Origin of the sequence: Pseudactinotalea sp. Z1732 (assembly GCF_049724975.1) — a bacterium.
GTDB lineage: Bacteria > Actinomycetota > Actinomycetes > Actinomycetales > Beutenbergiaceae > CALKWS01.
Window position 1 is genome coordinate 559,929 of the sequence record NZ_JBMPQC010000001.1, and the last position, 20,191, is coordinate 580,119.

General features: G+C 67.4%; 17 protein-coding genes and 2 tRNA genes. 11 read left to right on the forward strand and 8 right to left on the reverse strand.

The window, feature by feature from the left end; genetic code table 11:
* Window positions 1-24: 24 nt before the first annotated feature.
* Window positions 25-993 (forward strand): D-alanine--D-alanine ligase family protein, encoded by a 969-nt coding sequence (locus ACPL7H_RS02640; protein WP_424795582.1) that lies wholly within the window; start codon window positions 25-27, stop codon window positions 991-993.
* Window positions 994-1,063: 70 nt separating this feature from the next.
* On the opposite strand, the gene ACPL7H_RS02645 is transcribed toward ACPL7H_RS02640, so the two are convergent.
* The 8 genes from ACPL7H_RS02645 to rpmH all read right to left on the reverse strand — a co-directional run bounded on the left by ACPL7H_RS02645 (window position 1,064) and on the right by rpmH (window position 8,435).
* Window positions 1,064-2,308 (reverse strand): ParB/RepB/Spo0J family partition protein, encoded by a 1,245-nt coding sequence (locus ACPL7H_RS02645; protein ID WP_424795583.1) that lies wholly within the window; start codon window positions 2,306-2,308, stop codon window positions 1,064-1,066.
* Window positions 2,305-3,270: a ParA family protein gene (locus tag ACPL7H_RS02650; RefSeq protein WP_424795788.1), complete on the reverse strand. Its 966-nt coding sequence runs from the start codon at window positions 3,268-3,270 to the stop codon at window positions 2,305-2,307. The genes ACPL7H_RS02645 and ACPL7H_RS02650 overlap by 4 nt, the downstream gene beginning before the upstream one ends.
* Before the next feature lie 1,789 nt (window positions 3,271-5,059).
* Window positions 5,060-5,695 carry a 16S rRNA (guanine(527)-N(7))-methyltransferase RsmG gene (rsmG, locus tag ACPL7H_RS02655; protein WP_424795584.1) on the reverse strand — a complete coding sequence of 212 codons (636 nt, stop codon included), beginning with the start codon at window positions 5,693-5,695 and terminating at the stop codon, window positions 5,060-5,062.
* Window positions 5,696-5,741: 46 nt separating this feature from the next.
* A complete protein-coding gene (locus tag ACPL7H_RS02660; protein WP_424795585.1) occupies window positions 5,742-6,287 on the reverse strand; it encodes a protein jag in 546 nt (181 codons plus the stop codon).
* Window positions 6,288-6,307: 20 nt separating this feature from the next.
* On the reverse strand, window positions 6,308-7,585 hold the full coding sequence (gene yidC / locus ACPL7H_RS02665) for a membrane protein insertase YidC (protein WP_424795586.1): 1,278 nt from the start codon (window positions 7,583-7,585) through the stop codon (window positions 6,308-6,310).
* Between the two features lie 17 nt (window positions 7,586-7,602).
* On the reverse strand, window positions 7,603-7,926 hold the full coding sequence (gene yidD, locus ACPL7H_RS02670; RefSeq protein WP_424795587.1) for a membrane protein insertion efficiency factor YidD: 324 nt from the start codon (window positions 7,924-7,926) through the stop codon (window positions 7,603-7,605).
* Window positions 7,923-8,291 (reverse strand): ribonuclease P protein component, encoded by a 369-nt coding sequence (gene rnpA, locus ACPL7H_RS02675; protein WP_424795588.1) that lies wholly within the window; start codon window positions 8,289-8,291, stop codon window positions 7,923-7,925. The genes yidD and rnpA overlap by 4 nt, the downstream gene beginning before the upstream one ends.
* 6 nt (window positions 8,292-8,297) lie before the next feature.
* The gene (rpmH, locus tag ACPL7H_RS02680) at window positions 8,298-8,435 is read right to left on the reverse strand and encodes a 50S ribosomal protein L34 (RefSeq protein ID WP_424787266.1); all 138 of its coding nucleotides are present in this window, start codon (window positions 8,433-8,435) and stop codon (window positions 8,298-8,300) included.
* A 491-nt stretch (window positions 8,436-8,926) separates the two neighbouring features.
* Here rpmH and dnaA point away from each other — a divergent pair, with 491 nt between their 5' ends.
* The 10 genes from dnaA to ACPL7H_RS02730 all read left to right on the forward strand — a co-directional run bounded on the left by dnaA (window position 8,927) and on the right by ACPL7H_RS02730 (window position 20,028).
* Window positions 8,927-10,375 (forward strand): chromosomal replication initiator protein DnaA, encoded by a 1,449-nt coding sequence (dnaA, locus tag ACPL7H_RS02685; protein WP_424787265.1) that lies wholly within the window; start codon window positions 8,927-8,929, stop codon window positions 10,373-10,375.
* 630 nt (window positions 10,376-11,005) lie between these two features.
* Entirely contained in the window at window positions 11,006-12,133 is a 1,128-nt protein-coding gene (gene dnaN, locus ACPL7H_RS02690; RefSeq protein WP_424787264.1) for a DNA polymerase III subunit beta, read from the forward strand.
* 78 nt (window positions 12,134-12,211) lie between these two features.
* Window positions 12,212-13,399, forward strand: a complete 1,188-nt coding sequence (gene recF, locus ACPL7H_RS02695; protein WP_424795589.1) for a DNA replication/repair protein RecF — start codon at window positions 12,212-12,214, stop codon at window positions 13,397-13,399.
* A complete protein-coding gene (locus tag ACPL7H_RS02700; RefSeq protein WP_424787262.1) occupies window positions 13,389-13,976 on the forward strand; it encodes a DUF721 domain-containing protein in 588 nt (195 codons plus the stop codon). Before recF ends, ACPL7H_RS02700 begins: the two co-directional genes overlap by 11 nt.
* Before the next feature lie 270 nt (window positions 13,977-14,246).
* A complete protein-coding gene (gene gyrB, locus ACPL7H_RS02705) occupies window positions 14,247-16,283 on the forward strand; it encodes a DNA topoisomerase (ATP-hydrolyzing) subunit B (RefSeq protein WP_424795789.1) in 2,037 nt (678 codons plus the stop codon).
* 108 nt (window positions 16,284-16,391) lie between these two features.
* Window positions 16,392-18,992 (forward strand): DNA gyrase subunit A, encoded by a 2,601-nt coding sequence (gene gyrA / locus ACPL7H_RS02710; protein WP_424795790.1) that lies wholly within the window; start codon window positions 16,392-16,394, stop codon window positions 18,990-18,992.
* Window positions 18,992-19,549 carry a DUF3566 domain-containing protein gene (locus ACPL7H_RS02715; RefSeq protein ID WP_424795590.1) on the forward strand — a complete coding sequence of 186 codons (558 nt, stop codon included), beginning with the start codon at window positions 18,992-18,994 and terminating at the stop codon, window positions 19,547-19,549. The genes gyrA and ACPL7H_RS02715 overlap by 1 nt, the downstream gene beginning before the upstream one ends.
* 151 nt (window positions 19,550-19,700) lie before the next feature.
* Window positions 19,701-19,777, forward strand: a tRNA-Ile gene (locus tag ACPL7H_RS02720).
* A 25-nt stretch (window positions 19,778-19,802) separates the two neighbouring features.
* The gene (locus ACPL7H_RS02725) at window positions 19,803-19,934 is read left to right on the forward strand and encodes a DLW-39 family protein (RefSeq protein ID WP_424787260.1); all 132 of its coding nucleotides are present in this window, start codon (window positions 19,803-19,805) and stop codon (window positions 19,932-19,934) included.
* A gap of 18 nt (window positions 19,935-19,952) precedes the next feature.
* A tRNA-Ala gene (locus ACPL7H_RS02730) sits at window positions 19,953-20,028 on the forward strand.
* Window positions 20,029-20,191 lie beyond the last annotated feature (163 nt).

Here is a 20,191-nt window from a genome sequence, read left to right on the forward strand (position 1 = left end):
GGCACCCCCGCAGAGAGAGGCACTATGACCCAGTCAACGACGACCACACCACTGGACGTACTCATCCTGGCCGGCGGGCTGTCCCATGAGCGTGACATCTCCATCCGGTCCGGGCGGCGGGTGGCCGAGGCGCTGCGCAGCGCCGGCCTGACGGCCAACGTCTCGGATGTGGATCCGGGCCTGCTGGCCTCCCTGCGCAGCACCCGACCGGATGTGGTCTGGCCATTGCTGCACGGTTCCACCGGAGAGGACGGGTCGATCCGGGACCTGCTGGAACTGGTCGGGGTGCGTTACGTCGGGACGGATCCGGCCGGATCCCGGATCGCCTGGAACAAGCCGGTGGCCAAGACCCTGATGGCCCGGGCCGGTGCGGCGACCCCGGAGTTCGCGACCCTGCCCCAGAGCCTGTTCCGCGAGGCCGGGGCGCACACGGTGCTCGGCGCCGTGCTGGACCGCCTCGGCCTTCCGTTGGTGGTCAAGCCGGCCCAGGGCGGGTCTGCACTCGGGGTCAGCCTGGTCACCGAGGCCGATCAGTTGCCGCAGGCTATGGTCTCCTGCTTCTCCTACGGGGATGTTGCACTGATCGAGCGTGCGATCAGCGGCACCGAGGTGGCGGTCTCGGTGGTGGATCTCGGTGCGGGGCCGCAGGTCCTGCCGGTGGTGGAGATCGCTACCGACGGTGCCTACGACTATGACGCCCGGTACAACGCAGGTCGCACGGAGTACTTCGTTCCGGCGCGGCTCGGCCCGGAGACGACGCGCGCGGCGGGCGGTCTCGCCTTGCTGGCGCACGAGCAACTGGGCCTGGCCCACATCTCCCGCACCGACATGATCGTCGATTCGGCCGGCACCCCCTGGTTTCTGGAGGTCAATGTGGCTCCGGGGATGACCGAGACCTCCCTGCTTCCCCAGGCTGCCGACGCCTCGGCCCACCCCCCGGCGGAGTTGTATGCCTCGATCGCAACCGAGGCCGCGCGCTCCCAGCGTTCCTGATTCGGTTCCGGGCGAGCGGCGCCGTCGCTGCGCCGCCATCCGCACGGTCTCGGCCCAGGCGGGGCCCGGGTCAGCCCTGGGTGCCGGTTCCCTCGGTTTGCGGCTCCTCCACCCGGAACAGACCCGGATCGGCCGGAGACAGCATTTCCAGGATCCGGTTCAAGTCTTGGACGGACGCGAACTCAATATTGATTCGACCTTTACGTTGTCCGAGTGCGACCTTGACCTTGGTGTCGAACTGATCGGACAGACGGGTGCTGAGGTCGTCCAGGGCTGCGCTGTGCGCGCCCGCCCGTGGCCGACGACGCATCTCCGGTCGCATCGGCTCCTCACCAAGGGTGACGAGTTCCTCGGTGGCCCGCACGCTCAAGCCCTCGGCCACGATTCGCTGGGCCATCCGCTCCATGGCCGCACCATCGCTGAGGCCAAGGAGCGCACGGGCGTGTCCCGCCGAGAGCACCCCAGCCGCCACCCGCCGCTGGACCAGCGGTGGGAGCTTGAGCAACCTCAGGGTGTTGGAGATCTGCGGCCGGGACCGGGCAATACGGCTCGCCAACTCCTCGTGGGTGCAGTCGAAGTCGTCCAGGAGTTGCTGGTAAGCGGCAGCTTCCTCCAGCGGGTTGAGTTGGGCGCGGTGCAGGTTCTCCAGCAACGCATCCCGAAGCATGTCCTCGGAGTCGGTGTCCCGGATGATCGCCGGCACGGTCGCCGCACCGGCCAACCGGCTGGCCCGCCACCGCCGCTCACCCATGATCAGTTCATATCGAGCCTGTCCGTCCGCGCCTGTTCCGTTCGGGCGCACCACGACCGGCTGGAGCACACCGACCTCGCGGATCGAGGCAGCGAGCTCGTCCAGATCGTCCTCGTCGAAAACCTGGCGAGGTTGCCGTGCATTGGGCTCGACGGACTCCACGGGGACTTCGGCGAACCGCGCACCGGGAACCTCGAGCAGCCCTGATTCATCTTGTACATTTGCACTGCCATAATCTGTACCGTTTGTGTCGTTGCTGGTCACAGCGGGATCAGACGCGTCATCCTGTGCGCTCGGTGCTTTGAGAGCAGTGGCAACCGGCCGGCCCAGGCCCCCGTTGCCGGCTGCCGGCGATGCCTCGTCGGAACCCTGGTGCGGTACATCATTGCGGCCATCGCGATCTGGCAGCGCTGTCGATGCCGGCTCGGGGCCCTCGGCGTCCCGGTCGGTTCCGGGCTGTTCCGGGAAGAACACATCCACGGGCCGCTGGGCTCCCCCGGCGGAAGGGGCGGACGGGATCAGGGCGCCGAGCCCGCGGCCCAGCGCTCGCCGACGCTCACTCATGACTTGACTCCTTCGGACGAGACGGGCGCGACCTCGCCGGCCGCGGCAGTCTGGGATGGTGCACTACTGATCGCCGCTCCGGCGGCACCCCGTCGCGCTAGCTCACGGGCGGCCTCTCGATAGGCCAGCGCGCCGGAGGAGTTCTGATCGTAGGTGATGACGGTTTGTCCGTAACTCGGCGCCTCCGAGATCCGCACAGACCGCGGAATCGCTGTACGCAGGGTCTGCTCGGGGAAGTGCTCCCGAACCTCCTCGGCAACCTGGTGAGCCAGATTCGTGCGCCCGTCGAACATGGTGAGCAGGATGGTCGAGACGTGCAGATCGGGGTTGAGGTGACCCCGAATCAGGTTGATATTGTTGAGCAGTTGGCTCAGGCCCTCCAACGCGTAGTACTCACATTGAATCGGAATGAGTACTTCGCGTGCGGTGACGAAGGCGTTCACCGTGAGCAGTCCGAGGCTAGGGGGGCAATCAACGAGGACGTAGTCGAGGCGTCGCTCACCGCGACGCTGCCGCTCGGCGAGGTAGGCGTCGAGCGCGTTACGCAGCCGGTTCTCTCGAGCCACGAGCGAGACCAGTTCGATCTCGGCACCGGAGAGGTCGATCGTGGCCGGGACGCAGAGAAGGCCCGGAATATCAGGGGAGACCTGGACCACGTCGATCATCGGCACATCGTTGATCAAGACGTCATACGTCGAGGGGGTGCCGCTGTGATGCTCGACGCCGAGGGCGGTCGAGGCGTTGCCCTGGGGGTCGTTGTCGATCACGAGGACCTCCAGGCCCCCCTTGGCCAGCGCTGCGGCGAGGTTGACCGTCGTCGTGGTCTTGCCCACCCCACCCTTCTGGTTGGCGACGGTGAAGATCCTGGTTTCACGTGGAACAGGGAACGTCTGCCCCGCCAACGCCGCGCGCCGCCGAGCGTTGTTCGCGAGTTCAGCGGCCAGCGGTGTCGACTCGTCCATCAGGGGGATTGCGTCCAAGATCGCTCGGCGATGCGCCTCGTCGCGGCCGATCACCTCATTGTCACCGTTGCGCGCAACTGCGGGCTGCGGCGTCTCGGTCTGCCGGTCAAGAGCGTGGCCATGGTCCTGCGACATCGCCTTCCTCACGTGGTCGGGGCGGTTCTCCCAGGGTAGACGGAGCAACCGACGATCCTGGCCATCGGCGCACTGGTTTCACGTGAAACAGCGCACGCTGGAACCGCCTCCGGCAACGCGACGGCCTTGCAGAGTTTCCACTCAGCCCCGCGGGTCGGCGTCCGTAACCCTCCAGGCGTCTGGATTCGTCTGGGTACGCTCCGAGATTCCTTCCAGCCTTCGGTCCGTCCCGTAGATAATGACCGGCCATCCTCGAACCGACCTTGTTTCATGTGTGGAACACCGATGTTTCACGTGGATCGTCGAACTGGTCGGCAACCCGGGTGCAGAGGCCTGCATCGCGGCTGCTGCAGCGTAACCGCAGTGTGCGGCGCCGTGTGCAGGTTTCACGTGAAACCTTGCGTCACAGGCGGACCCACCCGGGTTCCACCGGAAACGTCGCATCACAGGCGGACCCACCCGGGTTCCACGTCAAACATCGCGTCACGGCCGGACCCACGCGGTTCTCCGTGACCCCACCATGCCCCAGCCGGACCCGCTCAGATCCGCGTGAAGCACCGCGCCGCACCGCGGCACTCCAGATGCGCCTGTTCCCACGTGAAGCGCTGCGCGGGGCGATCCGGCGCTGCTGTTCCACGTGAAACGTCAACGTCACCGCGAGGCGCTCCGCATCCTCTGATCGAGCAGAGTCAGGTCAGGCACACCTGGTTCCGGTTGCACATCACGCCCCACCCAGGTCTAACCGGTTCCACGTGAAACATCCGTGACACCCGCGTCCCCATGGCTCCGGCACCCGGCAGCGAAGCGCGCCCAGTCGGGCACCAACGACACGCCAAACGTCGCGACGTGTCCACGCTCCATCGCAGGATGGAGGCTCCCCGGATCGACGGCGAGCGGCCCTTCGTCGCTCGCCCACCGCGCACGTTCCGACACACCGGTCCACGGACCTCCTGCGTCTCCCGGCGCATGGACGCCACCGATACTCGAACGCACCACGCCGTCAGCAGCGCGCGGCAAAGAACCCGGAAGCTACCTACGAAAGCCGCTGAGTGCACACCTACTGGCCGCGGCGCGATCAATCCTGAAGCAGCCCATGTCCACGAGGCCGAACTCGCGCGGTCGGCGGAGGTGCTTCGTCCAACGATCCCTCCGGGACAGTTCATGCGCACAGCCTGATCGAGTTCCGGGCATCCTTCTGCCCCCGGACGACGTGGCCCTCCTGTGATCGCTGACGGCGTTCCCGCCTACTTCGGTAACACCGGATCCTCTCGCTCCGAGTTCCTATGCCGGGCCCCGATCCACGTGTGCAGATCAGGCATCACCGTCGATTCCTGCCAGTCCGGCCAAAGGACGGCTGAACTTTCCTCGGGTCAAGCCGATTCTTGAGCCGCGACCGCGGCCGCAGCAGGCACTTCGGGCATACCTAGCAGGAGGAGCTTCGGCTCTGCGTTGCGTCTGTTCCAACCAGTTCGGCCGTTTGCGGCGGGTGCGGCGCGTACCAGATCACGAGCAAGCTCCTCTGCGGTGCCGAGTCCACGCCAGGTTCCCCACGCAACCTGCGCCATCCGGAAGCGATTCATACGTACGTACTACGCTGATGAACCGACGCTTCGTGGCGATGCTCCACGCACAGAGCACATCGGGCCCGTGAGCCTCAGGCCTTCTCCGCACGCACCTGCACGATTCGGGTGACCTCACCATCGCCGAGCAAGTCCACCTCGTGCACCTGCGTCTGCCCGCCGCCGTGTGACCGCAAGACCTTGCGCGCATCGGCGACCTCGGCCGCGGCACGCCCGCCCTTCTGGGCGATCAGGGACCCACCGGGGGCCACCAGTGGCATCGTGATCGGCACCAACTTCTTCATTACCGCCACCGCCCGCGCGGTGACAGCCTCGAACGAGACCCGGCCGTGCAGTTCTTCAGCGCGCACCTGGTGCAGCGTCACGTTGTCCAGGTCCAACTCGTCGACCACTTCCGTCAGCCACGCGACCCGCCGCTCCATCGGCTCGATCAGATGGAACTCCAGATCCGGGCGGATCAACGCGAGAACCATCCCCGGCAGGCCCGCGCCGGAACCAACATCGGCCACGCTGCCCGACTGCGGTAGGAACGGGGCTACGGCGGCGCTGTTCAGAACGTGACGAGGCCACAGTCGCTCGAGTTCCCGGGGTCCGATCAGGCCGCGTTCCTCCCCGTGCTCGGCGAGCAGTTCACCGAACCGGACCGCACCGGCGTAGCCCAGTCCCAGGATCTCGCGGCTGCGCTCCGGGTTGGTGGCCTCCCAGGACATCACCAACTCCGGTCCAGCGGTCGCCGGACCGGACGACGCAGCGGCTTCACGAGGACTCGGCCCTGATCACCACTCGCCGGTGGGGTTCCACACCTTCGGAGTCGCTCACCAACTCGGCCGCCGCGACCGCGTCGTGGACCACCTTGCGCTCGAACGGATTCATCGACGGCAACGAGACCTCCTCACCGGTGCTCCTGACCTGCGCGATCGCCTGTTCGGCCAACTCCGTCAACTCCCGGCGCCGACCTGCCCGGTGCCCGGCGATGTCGAGCATCAGCCGGCTGCGCTCACCGGTGCGGGTCTGCACCGCCAGGCGCGTCAGTTCCTGCAGAGCGTCCAGCACCTCACCATCGGAGCCCACCAGTCGGGACAGCCGCGCCTGGGAGTCGGACTCCGCCACGATCTCGACGGCGGCTCGGCCGTGGTCGATATCCAACTCGATGTCACCGTCGAGGTCGACGATGTCGAGGAACTCCTCCAGATAGTCCGCGGCGATCTCACCCTCCTCCTCCAGGCGGGAGGTGGTGCGATCGGCGGTGTCGGCGCCGACGGCGTCAGCCGGTTCAGGGCGCGCAGCGGTCTGTTCAGTCATGGAGTGACGGGTCCTTTGGCTCAGCGACGGGACTTCTTCTGCTTGCGCTTCTTGCGCTTCTTGCTATTTCCGGGCTTGCCACCCGGGTGATTCTTCCGGCCGCTCGCGGCGGCGGCAGAGGCATGGTGGGCACTGCCGGGCTGGTCCGAATCCTGGCCGGTTGACGAACCATCCTGATTGGACGGCGCGGAACCCTTGGCATCGGCCTCCGGGGCTTGGGCGTCCTTCCCGGCAGCGTCCTTCCCGGCCACGTCCTTCCCGGCAGCGTCCTTCCCGGCAGGGGAGACCGCGTCGTCGGGATCCTCCTCACCCGCGAGCACCTCCCCGGGGCGCACCCCGAGCTTCTTCGCCCGAGCCTTACCCACTGGCTGCTGTCGTTGGCCGCGCGGCTTCTCGGGCTCCGGCTCCTCCTCGCTGTCCTCCAGGGGCTGGCCCTTCTTCTCCGCCTTGCGGGCCTTGCGCTCCTCCCACTTGCGGTAGGCCTCCGAGCCCGGCGTCGGGTTGTTCCGGATCACGTACCACTGCTGGCCCAGGGACCACACGTTGGTGGTGGTCCAGTAGATCAGCACACCGATCGGGAAATTGACCCCGGTCACGGCGAACACCACCGGCAGGATGTACATCAGCATCCGCTGCTGACGCGCCATCGGATTGTCCTGTGCCGACGCCGGCATGTTCTTCATGGTCAACTGACGCTGCGTGAACAGCATCGTCAACGACATCATGATGATGAGGATGACCGAGACGATCTTCGGCTCGAGGCCTTCGGAGTGCAGGAAGGTCGAGGAAAGCGTGGCGCCGAAGAAGTCCGCCGCCTCGAACTCGACCGCCAGTTCCTGGGTGAGTCCCCCGATGCTGGTGCCATCGCCGCGGGGGTAGTTGCCCTCGGCCAGCACCGGCATCGACCACAGCACCCGGAACAGGGCGAAGAAGATCGGCATCTGCGCCAGGATCGGCAGGCACGACGCGAACGGGGTGGTGCCGTGCTCGCGGTACAGCGCCATCATTTCCTGCTGCATCGCCTGGCGTGAGGCCGGGTCGGTCTTACCCTTGTACTTCTTCTGGATCTTCTGCATGTCCGGCTGCAGGATCTGCATTCCTCGCGAGGCCTTGATCTGCTTCACGAAGAGCGGGATCAGCAGGATCCGGATCGCGATCACCAGCGCCACGATCGACAGCGCCCACGTCAACCCGCCGGCTGAATCGAGCCCGAGCCAGGTCAGGAAGTCGTGCGCGCCGACCATGATCCAGGCCACGACCCATTTGATCGGCCACAGCAGGTTGTCGAAGAAACTCATGGAGAAGCGCTCTTTCGCTACGTCAGGTCGCGGTCCGCGCCGTCATGGTGCGTCCGCTTCGAATGGCCCGGAAGGCTGTCTATGAGGGTACGTGCTGATCGAGGGTGCTCCGGTACGTGGTCCACCCCGCCCAGCGACCAAGGGTTGCACCGCAGCACCCGCCACACCGCCAGCCCGAACCCCCGGATCAGGCCCTGCTTGCGCAACGCGTCGACGGCATAGTTGGAACACGAGGGGTAGTACCGGCACCGCGGTGCGAACCAGGGAGAGACAACCGCCTGGTAGGCCCGCACCAGTCCGATCAGCACTCGCGGGGCCAGACCGGGCCTACCGGCGGTCATGCCGCCACCGTCCTGGAACCTCGCCGCACGGCCCGGCTCACCTGGGCGTTGGCATCGGCCCGCAACTGCCCGAACGTGGCCGACGCTGCCGGCGGCCGGGCGCGCATCACCAGGCCGGCGCCCGCGGGCACGTCCCGCAGGATCTCAGCCATGATCGCTCGCAGCCGACGGCGCACCCTGTTGCGTTGCACCGCCCCACCTACCGCCTTGGAAACCACGAAACCCACCCGGGCCGGTCCGGCCGGGGTGGGGTCGTCGTCGAGCAGGGCGTGCACCACCAGATAGCGACCGGCGCTGCGGCCGCCACCACCGATGGTGTCGGCGAACTCAGCGCTGCGCCGCATCCGGTGCGATGCCGGCAACACCGCGACTCAGGCGGAGATCTCCTGGCGTCCCTTACGACGGCGGGAGGCCAGGATCGCGCGGCCGGCACGGGTGCGCATACGGTGCCGGAAGCCGTGCTTGCGGGCTCGGCGCCGGTTGTTCGGCTGGAAGGTGCGCTTGCTCACGGGTGTACTCCAAGACGTTCGACGATTCGCACCGCCGGGGGAAGTGGGAGTGCGTCAAGATTCTCACGGCACTCGGCGGCGTCCTCGGTGGCATCGACGTTGTGGACGCGAACCCCCTGAAGGACACGGCACTGGGCCGCACAGACTGGCCCACGATACGTGAGTGCCGAACCAGCGGTCAAACCTCGTGACCAGCATCACCGGCTATCGCAGGCCTCCGGCCTCCTGTGCTGCTGCCACCGTACTCCAGGCCCGTTCCACCGCCTCGGCGCCGCGGACACGATCCCCCTCCGGGGCCAGGTCGGTGCGGACCGAAGCCGGTCTCACAGCCGATACCGATAGCGCGGCCCCCGCACCCGCGGAGGGGTTAGGCTGCCACAACGTACTGTCCACAGTCCTGGTCCGATGGTCACCCCTATGGCGGGGCACCATGCACAGCCTGTGGATAGGCTTGTGGATCGTCCGTGTCTATCCGTGTCCCTGGGGGAGCCGTGTCTGAACCATCACTGGATCCCGGTGCCCTCGGAGCCGGATGGGACCGCGCGATCGAGATCCTCACCGACCGTGGTGAGCTCAGCGGCGCCCAGTTGGCGTTCATCCGACTGACCAAACCGCTCGGAATCATCGACGACACCGTGCTGCTGGCCGTGCCGAGCGACTTCGCCAAGGACTTCATCGAAACCCGGGCCCGCGACTCGATCACCAACTCTCTGTCCGCGGCACTGTCCCAGAACGTCAAGATGGCCGTCACCGTGGACCCTTCCCTGGAGGAGGTCGCGCCGGCAGAGGTCGCCACCGCTGAACCCGAGACGCCCACCGTGGCCAGCCCGGTGCGGCCCGCGCCGGCGCCCCCGGCCACCAACGACACCTACTCCAACGACACCTACTCCACCGGGGTGGACCCGCATGCGCGGCTGAACCCGAACTACACCTTCGAAACGTTCGTGATCGGCTCGTCCAACCGGTTCGCCCACGCCGCCGCGACCGCCGTGGCCGAAGCCCCGGCCAAGGCGTACAACCCGCTGTTCATCTACGGTGACTCGGGGCTGGGCAAGACCCACCTGTTGCACGCGATCGGGCACTACGCCAAGAACCTGTACCCGGGCATCCGAGTTCGGTACGTCAACTCCGAGGAGTTCACCAACGACTTCATCAACTCCATCCGCGATGACAAGGCCGAGGCTTTCCAGCGCCGGTACCGCGAGGTCGAGGTGCTGCTCATCGACGACATCCAGTTCCTGCAGGGCAAGGAACAGACGATGGAGGAGTTCTTCCACACCTTCAACACCCTGCACAACGCGAACAAGCAGGTGGTGATCACCTCCGACCTGCCGCCGAAGCAACTCACCGGGTTCGAGGGCAGGCTGCGGTCCCGGTTCGAGTGGGGTCTGCTCACCGACGTCCAGCCGCCCGACCTGGAGACCCGCATCGCCATCCTGCGCAAGAAGGCGGGCAGTGAGTCGCTGCAGGCCTCCAGTGACGTGCTGGAGTACATCGCCTCGAAGATCTCCTCCAACATCCGTGAGCTCGAGGGCGCCCTGATCCGGGTGACCGCCTTCGCCAACCTCAACCGCCAGACGGTGGACATGTCCCTGGCCGAGATGGTTCTGAAGGACCTGATCACCGACGACGACGGAGCCGAGATCACCCCCTCGGCGATCATGGCCCAGACCGCCACCTACTTCGGGGTCACCATCGAGGCACTGTGCAGCGCGGACCGGTCCCGGGTACTGGTGAACGCCCGCCAGATCGCGATGTACCTGTGTCGCGAACTCACCGAACTCTCCCTGCCCAAGATCGGTCAGTTGTTCGGAGGACGTGACCACACCACCGTGATGCACGCCAACAAGAAGATCCGTCAACAGATGGCCGAACGGCGCTCCACCTTCAACCAGGTCACGGAACTGACCAACCGGATCAAGCAGCAGCACCGCAACTAACTCCCCGTCCGGTGCTCAGCGCACCACACGGTTGCTGCGTTCCCACACGGCTGTCTCCTCGCGGGGCCGACCGCATCCGCCGCGATCACCGGTCCCACGACAGCCTCCGCGTGACTCGAATGCACAGTTGTGGATAGGGGTGTGGATAGACGTGGACAGACGCTCCGGAACGGTGGACCGACCCCCCGATGTCGTGGGTGAGCGCTGTGCACCGGCGCCTCCATCCACACCCGGCCCGTGGCCCTGTGCATATCCCCACGCGCTGGCTACCCAGCCCGCCACCCATGCTGACCTGCGGCGATGGCAGTTATCCCCATGATCCCCAGGACCGAAGACGATGATGATCCTTCTCTCCATCATCCGGCTGTGAACCACCAACATCAGGGTCTCGTGCCAAAACCTCGTTGGCTCCGGCCTCGCGAACAGGGTGAACAAGGACCGAACAACCGCTGAATGAGGGGCAACAATCCACAGCCGGTTCCACCCCGCCGCACAGCGGTGCCCACCACGGCCCCGAATCCTCACTATGATCACAGGACGCACGCTCGTCGAGGCGCTGGTCCTGCGAGCCGTGAACGACAGGGGCCCCACCCGGCCCGAACCCAATTCCCGCTCAGGAGGGCCGACATCGTGAAGTTCAGGGTCGAGCGAGATGTCCTGGCCGAAGCCGTCACCTGGACCGCACGAACCTTGCCCACCCGGCCCCCGGTCCCGGTGCTGGCCGGGGTGATGCTCGAGGCCGATGCCCAGGGCTCGCTGCGGCTGTCCACCTTCGATTACGAGGTCTCGGCCCGGGCCGAGGTGCCCGCCGAGGTGAGTGAACCCGGATCTGTGCTGGTGCTGGGCCGTCTCCTCGCGGAGATCTCCCGGTCGCTTCCGAACAAGCCGATCGACGTGCAGGTGGATGAGTCCAAGGTGGAACTGCGCTGCGGATCCGCCCGGTTCACGTTGCTGACGATGCCCACCGGCGAGTACCCGGAACTGCCACAGATGCCCGAACGACTCGGAAGCATCGATGGCGCCGCGTTCGCCCAGGCGATCAACCAGGTCACCATCGCCGCGGGTCGTGATGAGACGCTGCCACTACTCACCGGGGTGCGGATGGAGATCGAGGGCGAGAAACTCACGCTGCTGGCCACCGACCGGTACCGGCTGGCGATGCGGCAGCTGACCTGGTCCCCCTCCAGCCCCTCGGCCGAGCAGGTCGCCCTGGTGCGGGCCCGGACCCTGTCCGACGTGGCACGGAACATGGCCGGCGGCGGCTCGGTCGACGTCTCCCTGGGCGAGGGTTCCGACATCGTGGGATTCGAGGCCGGCGGCCGGCGCACCACAAGCCTGCTGGTGGACGGGGAGTACCCGCCGGTGCGCAGGCTGTTCCCGGAGTCCACCAGCACCACCACGGTCACCAACACCGCCGAGCTGATCGAGGCGACCAAGCGCGTGGCCCTCGTCGCCGAGCGGAATACCCCGATCCGGCTGTCCTTCTCCGAGGGCCAGGTGGTGCTCGAGGCCGGGCAGGGCGACGACGCGCAAGCCTCCGAGGCGCTCGAGTCGGTGCTGGAGGGTGAGGACATCACCACCGCGTTCAACCCGCAGTACCTGCTGGACGGGTTGGGCGCGCTGGGGACCGAGTACGTGCGGTTGTCGTTGAACCATCCCACCAAGCCGGTCCTGATGACTGGTCAGGACGAGCAGCACGGCGAGGACCACGCAGAGGAGTTCCGCTATCTGCTGGTGCCGATCCGCTTCGCAGGCTGATTCCGGGCGTGCAGGTCCCGACCGCGACCGCGGGCGCGGAGTGAGGCACCGGCGGCGGCGATCTACAGTGGCTGGGTAATGTACGTCTCCGATCTGGCCCTGACCGACTTCCGCTCCTACTCCCAGGTGGTGCTGTCCCTGGAGGAGGGCATCACGGCGCTGGTCGGGAGCAACGGGCAGGGCAAGACCAACGTGATCGAGTCCCTGGGGTACCTGGCCACGTTCTCCTCCCACCGGGTGGCCGGGGACCAGGCCCTGGTGCGTGCCGGCGCCGAGCGAGCCGTCGTGGCGGCCAAGATCGTCCGCGACACCAGGCCACGGGTGCTGGAACTGGAGATCGTGTCGGGCAAGGCCAACCGCGGTCGGATCAACCGCTCGCCCGTGCAGCGGGTGCGCGAGTTGCTCGGCCACCTACGGACCGTGCTGTTCGCCCCGGAGGACCTGGCCCTGGTGAAGGGCGATCCGGACGGACGGCGCCGCTTTCTCGATGACCTTCTGATCCAGCGTGATCCCAAAATCGCCGCCGTGCGCAGCGATTACGACCGGGTGATTCGCCAGCGCAACGCACTGCTGAAGTCCGCCGGTGCGGCGCGTCGCTCCGGAGGGGGCGGGGACCTGCGCACCCTGGATGTGTGGGACGAGAAGGCCGCCGCCGGTGGCGCGGCGCTGGTGTCGGCCAGGGTGCGTGCCATCCGTGACCTGCGCGAGCACGTGGCCAGTGCCTATGACAACGTCTCCGGTGGGGCCGGCCCGGCTGTGATCGGGTACCGCTCCAGTATGGTCGAGCACAGTCCCGACCAGGCGCAGCCCGCCACCGATGACAGCGATACCGAGGCCGAACTCACCGACACGACGCTGGTCCAGGCGCGGCTGGTGGAGGCGATGTCCCGGTTGCGCACGCGGGAGATCGAGCGCGGCGTGAGCCTGGTGGGCCCGCACCGGGACGACCTGACGCTGGCCATCGGCGGTCTGCCCGCCAAGGGCTACGCCAGCCACGGCGAGTCCTGGTCCCTGGCTCTGGCGCTGCGCCTGGCCTGCTACGAACTGCTGCGCACCGAGGACACCTTCGAGGCGGATGGCGAGCCGGTACTCATCCTCGACGACGTGTTCGCCGAACTCGATACCGGCCGACGTTCCCGGTTGGCCGGAATGGTGGCCGGGGCCCAGCAGGTGCTGATCACCGCTGCCGTGGCCGGCGACATACCCGAGGAACTGGCCGGTGCCCGGGTGGACGTGGCCGATGGGACACTGACCCGTGTCCGCTGAGGATCCAGACGCCGAGGGCCGGCCCGCCCAGGATCGACGCGTCGCGGACCAGGCAGCCACCGGTGCCGGCCCCGCCCCGGACGTGGACGACGCTCCGCGGATCGCGCTGGCGCAGGCGCGCGAAGCAGCCCGTGCCAAGGGACTGCGACCGGGCAGCCCGGGACGCCGTCGTCGTCCGCTGGACGCGGGCCGCAACGCCGCTGCGGGTTCCCCGGGTGCGGCACGCGACCCGCAGCTCCTGGGTGAGACCACCGCAGACCTGAGCCGCACGCTGGGATGGAGCCAACCGCTCTCCATCGGTGGGGTGATCGGACGGTGGCCGGACGTGGTCGGTGAACAGATCGCGCAGCGGTGCACTCCGGAGACCTTCATCGACGGCGATCTGGTGGTGCGCGCCGACTCCACCGCCTGGGCCACCCAGATCCGGTTGCTGCTGCCCCAACTCGAGCGCCGCCTCGCCGAGGAGGTCGGGGAAGGCGTCGTGACCTCCATCCAGGTGCTCGGTCCCGGAGGCCCTACGTGGCGCAAGGGACCGCGGAACGTGCGCGGTCGTGGGCCGCGGGACACCTACGGCTGAACCCGCCTCCCGGGCGTGTGGAGCGCGCTTTCCGGGCTCGGTCGTGCGCCCGGGGGGTGAAGACCACCACATCCCGGCAACTCCCTGTGGATAAGGTCTGTGGATAGTCGAGTTCGACGCCGATCCGCGATAGAATCGAGCGACCTGTCCCAGGGGTGGAAATGCCCTCATTCACGGCGCGATGCCGTGGCTGACCTACGACGTGCAGTCGTATGGTGCGGACGCCAGATGTGACGAGGAGCGCCAGGACGAGTGGCTGATCAGACGAGCGTGCCGGAACCCGAGAACGTTGTTCCCCCGCAGGACACCTCCAACCCGGCAGGCTCCGATTACGGCGCAGCCAACATCACCGTCCTGGAGGGCCTGGAAGCGGTCCGCAAGCGCCCCGGGATGTACGTCGGTTCCACCGGCGAGCGCGGGTTGCACCACCTGGTGTATGAGGTGGTGGACAACTCCGTCGACGAGGCGATGGCGGGGTACTGCGACCAGATCGACATCACCATCCTGGCCGACGGCGGGATCCGGGTGCGCGACAACGGCCGTGGCATCCCCGTGGACGTCATGTCGGGGGAGGGACGGCCGGCCGTGGAGGTGGTGCTGACCGTCCTGCACGCCGGAGGCAAGTTCGGCGGCGGCGGGTACGCGGTCTCCGGTGGTTTGCACGGCGTGGGTGTCTCGGTGGTCAACGCCCTGTCCGCCCGGCTGGAGGTGGAGGTGCGCCGCCAGGGGCACGTCTGGCGGCAGCGCTACCACCAGGGTGTGCCCGAGGGCGACCTGGCCAAGGGTGAGGCCACCGACGAGCACGGCACCACCGTGACGTTCTGGGCGGACGGGGAGATCTTCGAGACCACCGAGTTCGACTTCGAGACACTGAGGTCCCGGTTCCAGCAGACGGCCTTCCTGAACAAGGGCCTGGGGCTGACGCTGCGCGATGACCGGGAGACGGACGTCGAGGATGAGGTCGCCGGCGATGCGCACCAGCCGGCCGAGGGGGAGGAACGCACCCGTTCGGTGGCCTACAAGTACGACGGTGGCCTGGTGGACTACGTCAAGCACCTCACCAGTGCCAAGCGCGCCGACATGATCCACCCCGAGGTGATCTCCTTCGAGTCCGAGGATCCCGACCGGGTGATCTCCCTGGACATCGCGATGCAGTGGACCGGTGCGTACTCCGAGAGCGTGCACACCTACGCCAACATGATCAACACCTCCGAGGGCGGGACCCACGAGGAAGGGTTCCGGTCGGCCCTGACCACACTGGTGAACCGGTACGCACGGGAGAAGAACCTGCTCAAGGAGAAGGACGAGAACCTCACCGGCGAGGACATCCGTGAGGGACTGACCGCGGTCATCTCGATCAAGCTCGGAGAGCCACAGTTCGAGGGGCAGACCAAGACCAAGCTCGGCAACACCGAGGCCCGCACCTTCACCCAGAAGGTGGTTTTCGACGAACTGGGCAACTGGCTGGAGTCCCATCCGAACGAGTCCCGGGACGTGATCCGCAAGGCGATTCAGGCCGCCGCCGCCCGGATGGCCGCCCGCAAGGCCCGCGAGGCCACCCGGCGCAAGGGCCTGCTCGAGGGCGGGGGCCTGCCGGGCAAGCTCAAGGACTGTTCCAGCCGCGATGCCTCGATCTCGGAGATCTTCATCGTCGAGGGTGACTCCGCCGGTGGCTCGGCGGTGCAGGGACGTAACCCCGAGACCCAGGCGATCCTGCCGATCCGCGGCAAGATCCTGAACGTGGAGAAGGCCCGCATCGACAAGGCCCTGGCGAACCAGGAGGTGCAGGCGCTGATCACCGCGTTCGGTACCGGCATCGGTGAGGACTTCGACCTGGCCAAGCTGCGCTATCACAAGATCGTGCTGATGGCCGACGCCGATGTGGACGGCCAGCACATCGCCACCCTGCTGCTGACCTTGTTGTTCCGGTACATGCGGCCGCTGCTGGAGCACGGGTACGTGTACCTGGCACAGCCACCGCTGTACCGGCTGAAGTGGACCAACGCCGAGCACCAGTACGTCTACTCCGACAAGGAACGCGACGTCCTGCTGGTTGAGGGCCAAGCGAAGAACTGGCGCCTGCCCAAGGACGCCGGCATCCAGCGGTACAAGGGCCTTGGTGAGATGAACTACCGGGAACTGTGGGAGACCACGATGAACCCCGACAGCCGCACCCTGCGGCAGGTGACCATCGGGGAGGCCGCGGCGGCCGATGAGATCTTCTCCATCCTGATGGGTGAGGACGTGGAGTCGCGCCGCTCGTTCATCCAGCGCAACGCCCGCGACGTGCGCTTCCTGGACATCTGAGCGGCGCGCGCAGCCCCTGCCTTCTTCTGACCTGCCGAGTTAAGGACCCGAGTGAGCGAACACATCCCGACCACTGACCGCATCGACCAGGTGGACCTGCAACTGGAGATGCAGCGCTCCTACCTCGACTACGCGATGAGCGTGATCGTGGGCCGGGCGCTACCCAGCGTGCGGGACGGCCTCAAGCCGGTGCACCGCCGGGTGCTGTACGCCATGTACGACGGCGGCTACCGCCCCGACTCGGGCTACTCCAAGTGCTCGCGGGTGGTCGGGGACGTGATGGGCCAGTTCCACCCCCACGGTGACTCGGCGATCTACGACGCCCTGGTGCGCTTGGTGCAGCCCTGGTCGATGCGCTACCCGCTGGTGGCCGGGCAGGGGAACTTCGGCTCCCCCGGTGACGACGGAGCTGCCGCACCCCGGTACACCGAGTGCCGGATGGCCCCGCTGGCCATGGAGATGGTGCGCGACATCGACAAGGGCACGGTGGACTTCGGGGACAACTACGACGGCCGCACCCAGGAACCGCTGGTATTGCCGGCCCGGTTCCCGAACCTGCTGGTGAACGGGTCGGCCGGGATCGCGGTGGGGATGGCCACCAACATTCCCCCGCACAACCTGCGCGAGGTCGCCTCCGGGGTGCAGTGGCTGCTGGAGAATCCCGAGGCCAGCGCCGAGGAACTCCTGGATGCTCTGTTGGCGCGGATCAAGGGCCCGGACTTTCCCACCGGCGCGCAGATCCTGGGTCTGCGCGGCATCGAGGACGCCTACCGCACCGGTCGCGGCTCGATCATCATGCGCGCGGTGGTCGAGGTGGAGGAGCTCCAGGGGCGCACCTGCCTGGTGGTCAGCGAGTTGCCCTACCAGGTCAACCCCGACACGCTGGCCGCCAAGATCGCCGACCTGATCCGCGACGGCCGGATCCAGGGCGTGGCCGACATCCGCGATGAGACCTCCGGGCGCGCCGGGCAGCGCCTGGTGATCGTGCTCAAGCGGGACGCTGTAGCCAAGGTGGTGCTGAACAACCTCTACAAGCACACCCAGTTGCAGACCACGTTCGGGGCGAACATGCTCGCCCTCGTCGACGATGTGCCGCGCACCCTGAGCCTGGACGCGTTCGTGCGGCACTGGGTGGACCACCAGCTCGACGTGATCGTGCGGCGTACCCGGTGGCTGCTGCGGCGCGCGGAGGAGCGCATCCACATCCTGCGCGGGTTGATCAAGGCGCTGGACGCACTCGATGAGGTGATCGCGCTGATCCGTGCCTCGCGCACGGTGGACGCCGCACGCACCGGGCTGATGGAGATGCTCGACATCGATCAGGTGCAGTCCAACGCCATCCTGGAGATGCAGTTGCGCCGCCTGGCGGCCCTGGAGCGTCAGAAGATCCTGGATGAGCACGCCGCCCTGGAGCGCGAGATCGCCGACTACCAGGACATCCTGGCCTCACCGCAGCGCCAGCGCAGCATCGTGGGCGATGAGCTCGCCGAAGTGGTGGACAAGTACGGCGACGAACGCCGCTCCCACATCCTGCCCTTCGACGGCGATCTGTCCATCGAGGACCTCATCCCGGAGGAAGAGGTGGTCGTGACGATCACCCGCGGCGGGTACGCCAAGCGGACCCGCACCGATGCCTACCGCACCCAGCACCGGGGTGGGAAGGGTGTGCGCGGGGCGCAGTTGCGTGGTGATGATGTGGTGGAGCACTTCTTCGTCACCACCACCCACCACTGGTTGCTGTTCTTCACCACGCTGGGGCGGGTGTACCGGGTCAAGGGCTATGAGGTGCCCGAGGGTGGCCGCGACGCCAAGGGCCAACACGTGGCGAACATGCTGGCGCTGCAGCCCGATGAGACCATCGCCCAGGTGCTCGACATGACCGACTACGACCAGGCCGACTACCTGGTGCTGGCCACCAAGCGTGGTCTGGTGAAGAAGACCCGCCTGGGTGATTACGACTCCTCCCGCACCGGCGGCGTCATCGCGATCAATCTGCGCGACAACGGCGACGGGCCCGATGAGGTGGTCTCGGCGCGCCTGGTCGACGCCGATGAGGACCTGATGCTGGTCTCCCGCAAGGGTCAGTCGCTGCGGTTCGCCGCGACCGATGCGGCACTGCGCCCGACCGGGCGGGCCACGTCCGGGGTGACCGGGATGAAGTTCCGCGAGGACGACTCGTTGCTGTCCATGGTGGTGGTGCGCGATGAGGACGATGACCTGTTCGTGGTCACCGAGGGCGGATTCGCCAAGCGCACGGCGCTGCGCGAGTACCGGGTGCAGGGCCGTGGGGGCCTGGGCATCAAGGTCGCCAACCTGGTCGAGGCCCGTGGTGACCTGGTCGGGGCGCTGATCACCGCGGCCGACGACGAGGTGCTGCTGATCATGGAGCGCGGCAAGATCGTGCGTTCGGCCGTGGGTGAGGTCTCCCGCACCGGCCGCACCACCCAGGGTGTCACCTTCGCCAAGCCCGACGCCGGCGACCGGATCATCGGCATGGCCCTGAACCTCGAACTGGCTGCCGAGGTGGCCGGGGAGGTCGTACCGGAGGACGCCGACGACGCGGACGCGGGGCCCGGGCCCGCCGATTCAGAATCCGGCGCGGCGCAAACCGACGCTGCACAGAGCGGCGCTGATGGCGTACCGTCTTCGGGTAGCACCGCGGACGGGGACGCGACCTCGGCCGGTGAGAACGCGGAAGAAGGACACTGATGAGCGACAGTAGCGGGACCACGACCGGTCCGGTTCGCACCACCGCCTTCCCGCACACCGCGACGGCGAAGGTGCAGGGTGGCTCCAGCAGCCGACCCAACACGGCGACGTCGGCTGGTTCGACGAGTCGGCCCCAGGGTTCACGGCCACGCGATCCCGGTGCTCGTACCGCCCGTCCCGCCGGGCGGGGAGGCGGACCGCGCCGGGTGCGCCTGGCGGTGTCCCGGGTGGATCCGTGGTCGGTGATGAAACTGGCCTTCCTGATGTCGATCGCGATCGGCATCGGGATCGTCATCGCCACTGCCGTGATCTGGTGGGTGCTGAACCAGATGGAGGTCTTCGCCCAGATGCGCGGACTTCTGGAGGAGGCCGAGGCGATGGCCCAGTTCGGGCCGCTGCTGGAGTATCTGGAGTTCTCCCGGGTGATGTCGGTGGCCACCGTGATCGCCATCGTGGACATCGCCCTGCTCACCGCGCTGGCCACCCTGGGCGCATTCATCTACAACATCGTCGCCGCTATGGTCGGGGGCCTGCACCTCACCCTCACCGACGACTGATCCTGGCCGTCACCGCGACACCTACCGCCCCACACATCCGCCCTCGGGCGGACAGTGTGATCAGGCTCGCACCGGTTCCGTTTTGGTCCGGCAGGTGCCCCTGGGGTAGTCTCGGTCGGCGTCCACACCTGTAGTTCGTGGACGTTGCCACGGGCCTATAGCTCAGACGGTTAGAGCGCTTCCCTGATAAGGAAGAGGTCGCTGGTTCGAGTCCAGCTAGGCCCACCATCGAACCGAACGGAAGGTGAGGACGATGAGGAAGACGCTTCTGTTCCTCGTGACGGCCATCGGCGGCGTCCTCGTCTGGCGTCGGCTCGAGGAGCAGCGCTCCGGCCGGGAGATGTGGCACGAGGTCACCGATCCGGTGCCGACGCGGAACAACTGACGCTCCACCACTGCACACGGGGCCATGGCGCAATTGGTAGCGCACCTGCTTTGCAAGCAGGGGGTTGCGGGTTCGAGTCCCGCTGGCTCCACCATTTACCGCATGATTGCAACGATTGTAGTGCGCGGGCGGGTGGCGAGAACCGGCCGGGTAACGCCTAGTGTGCAGCCATGGCAAGGCCGGATCATCCGGCATTGTCACAGAGCCGTGACGTATGACGGTGTCACGGTGCCGATACACAGATACCGCGCAGGGGC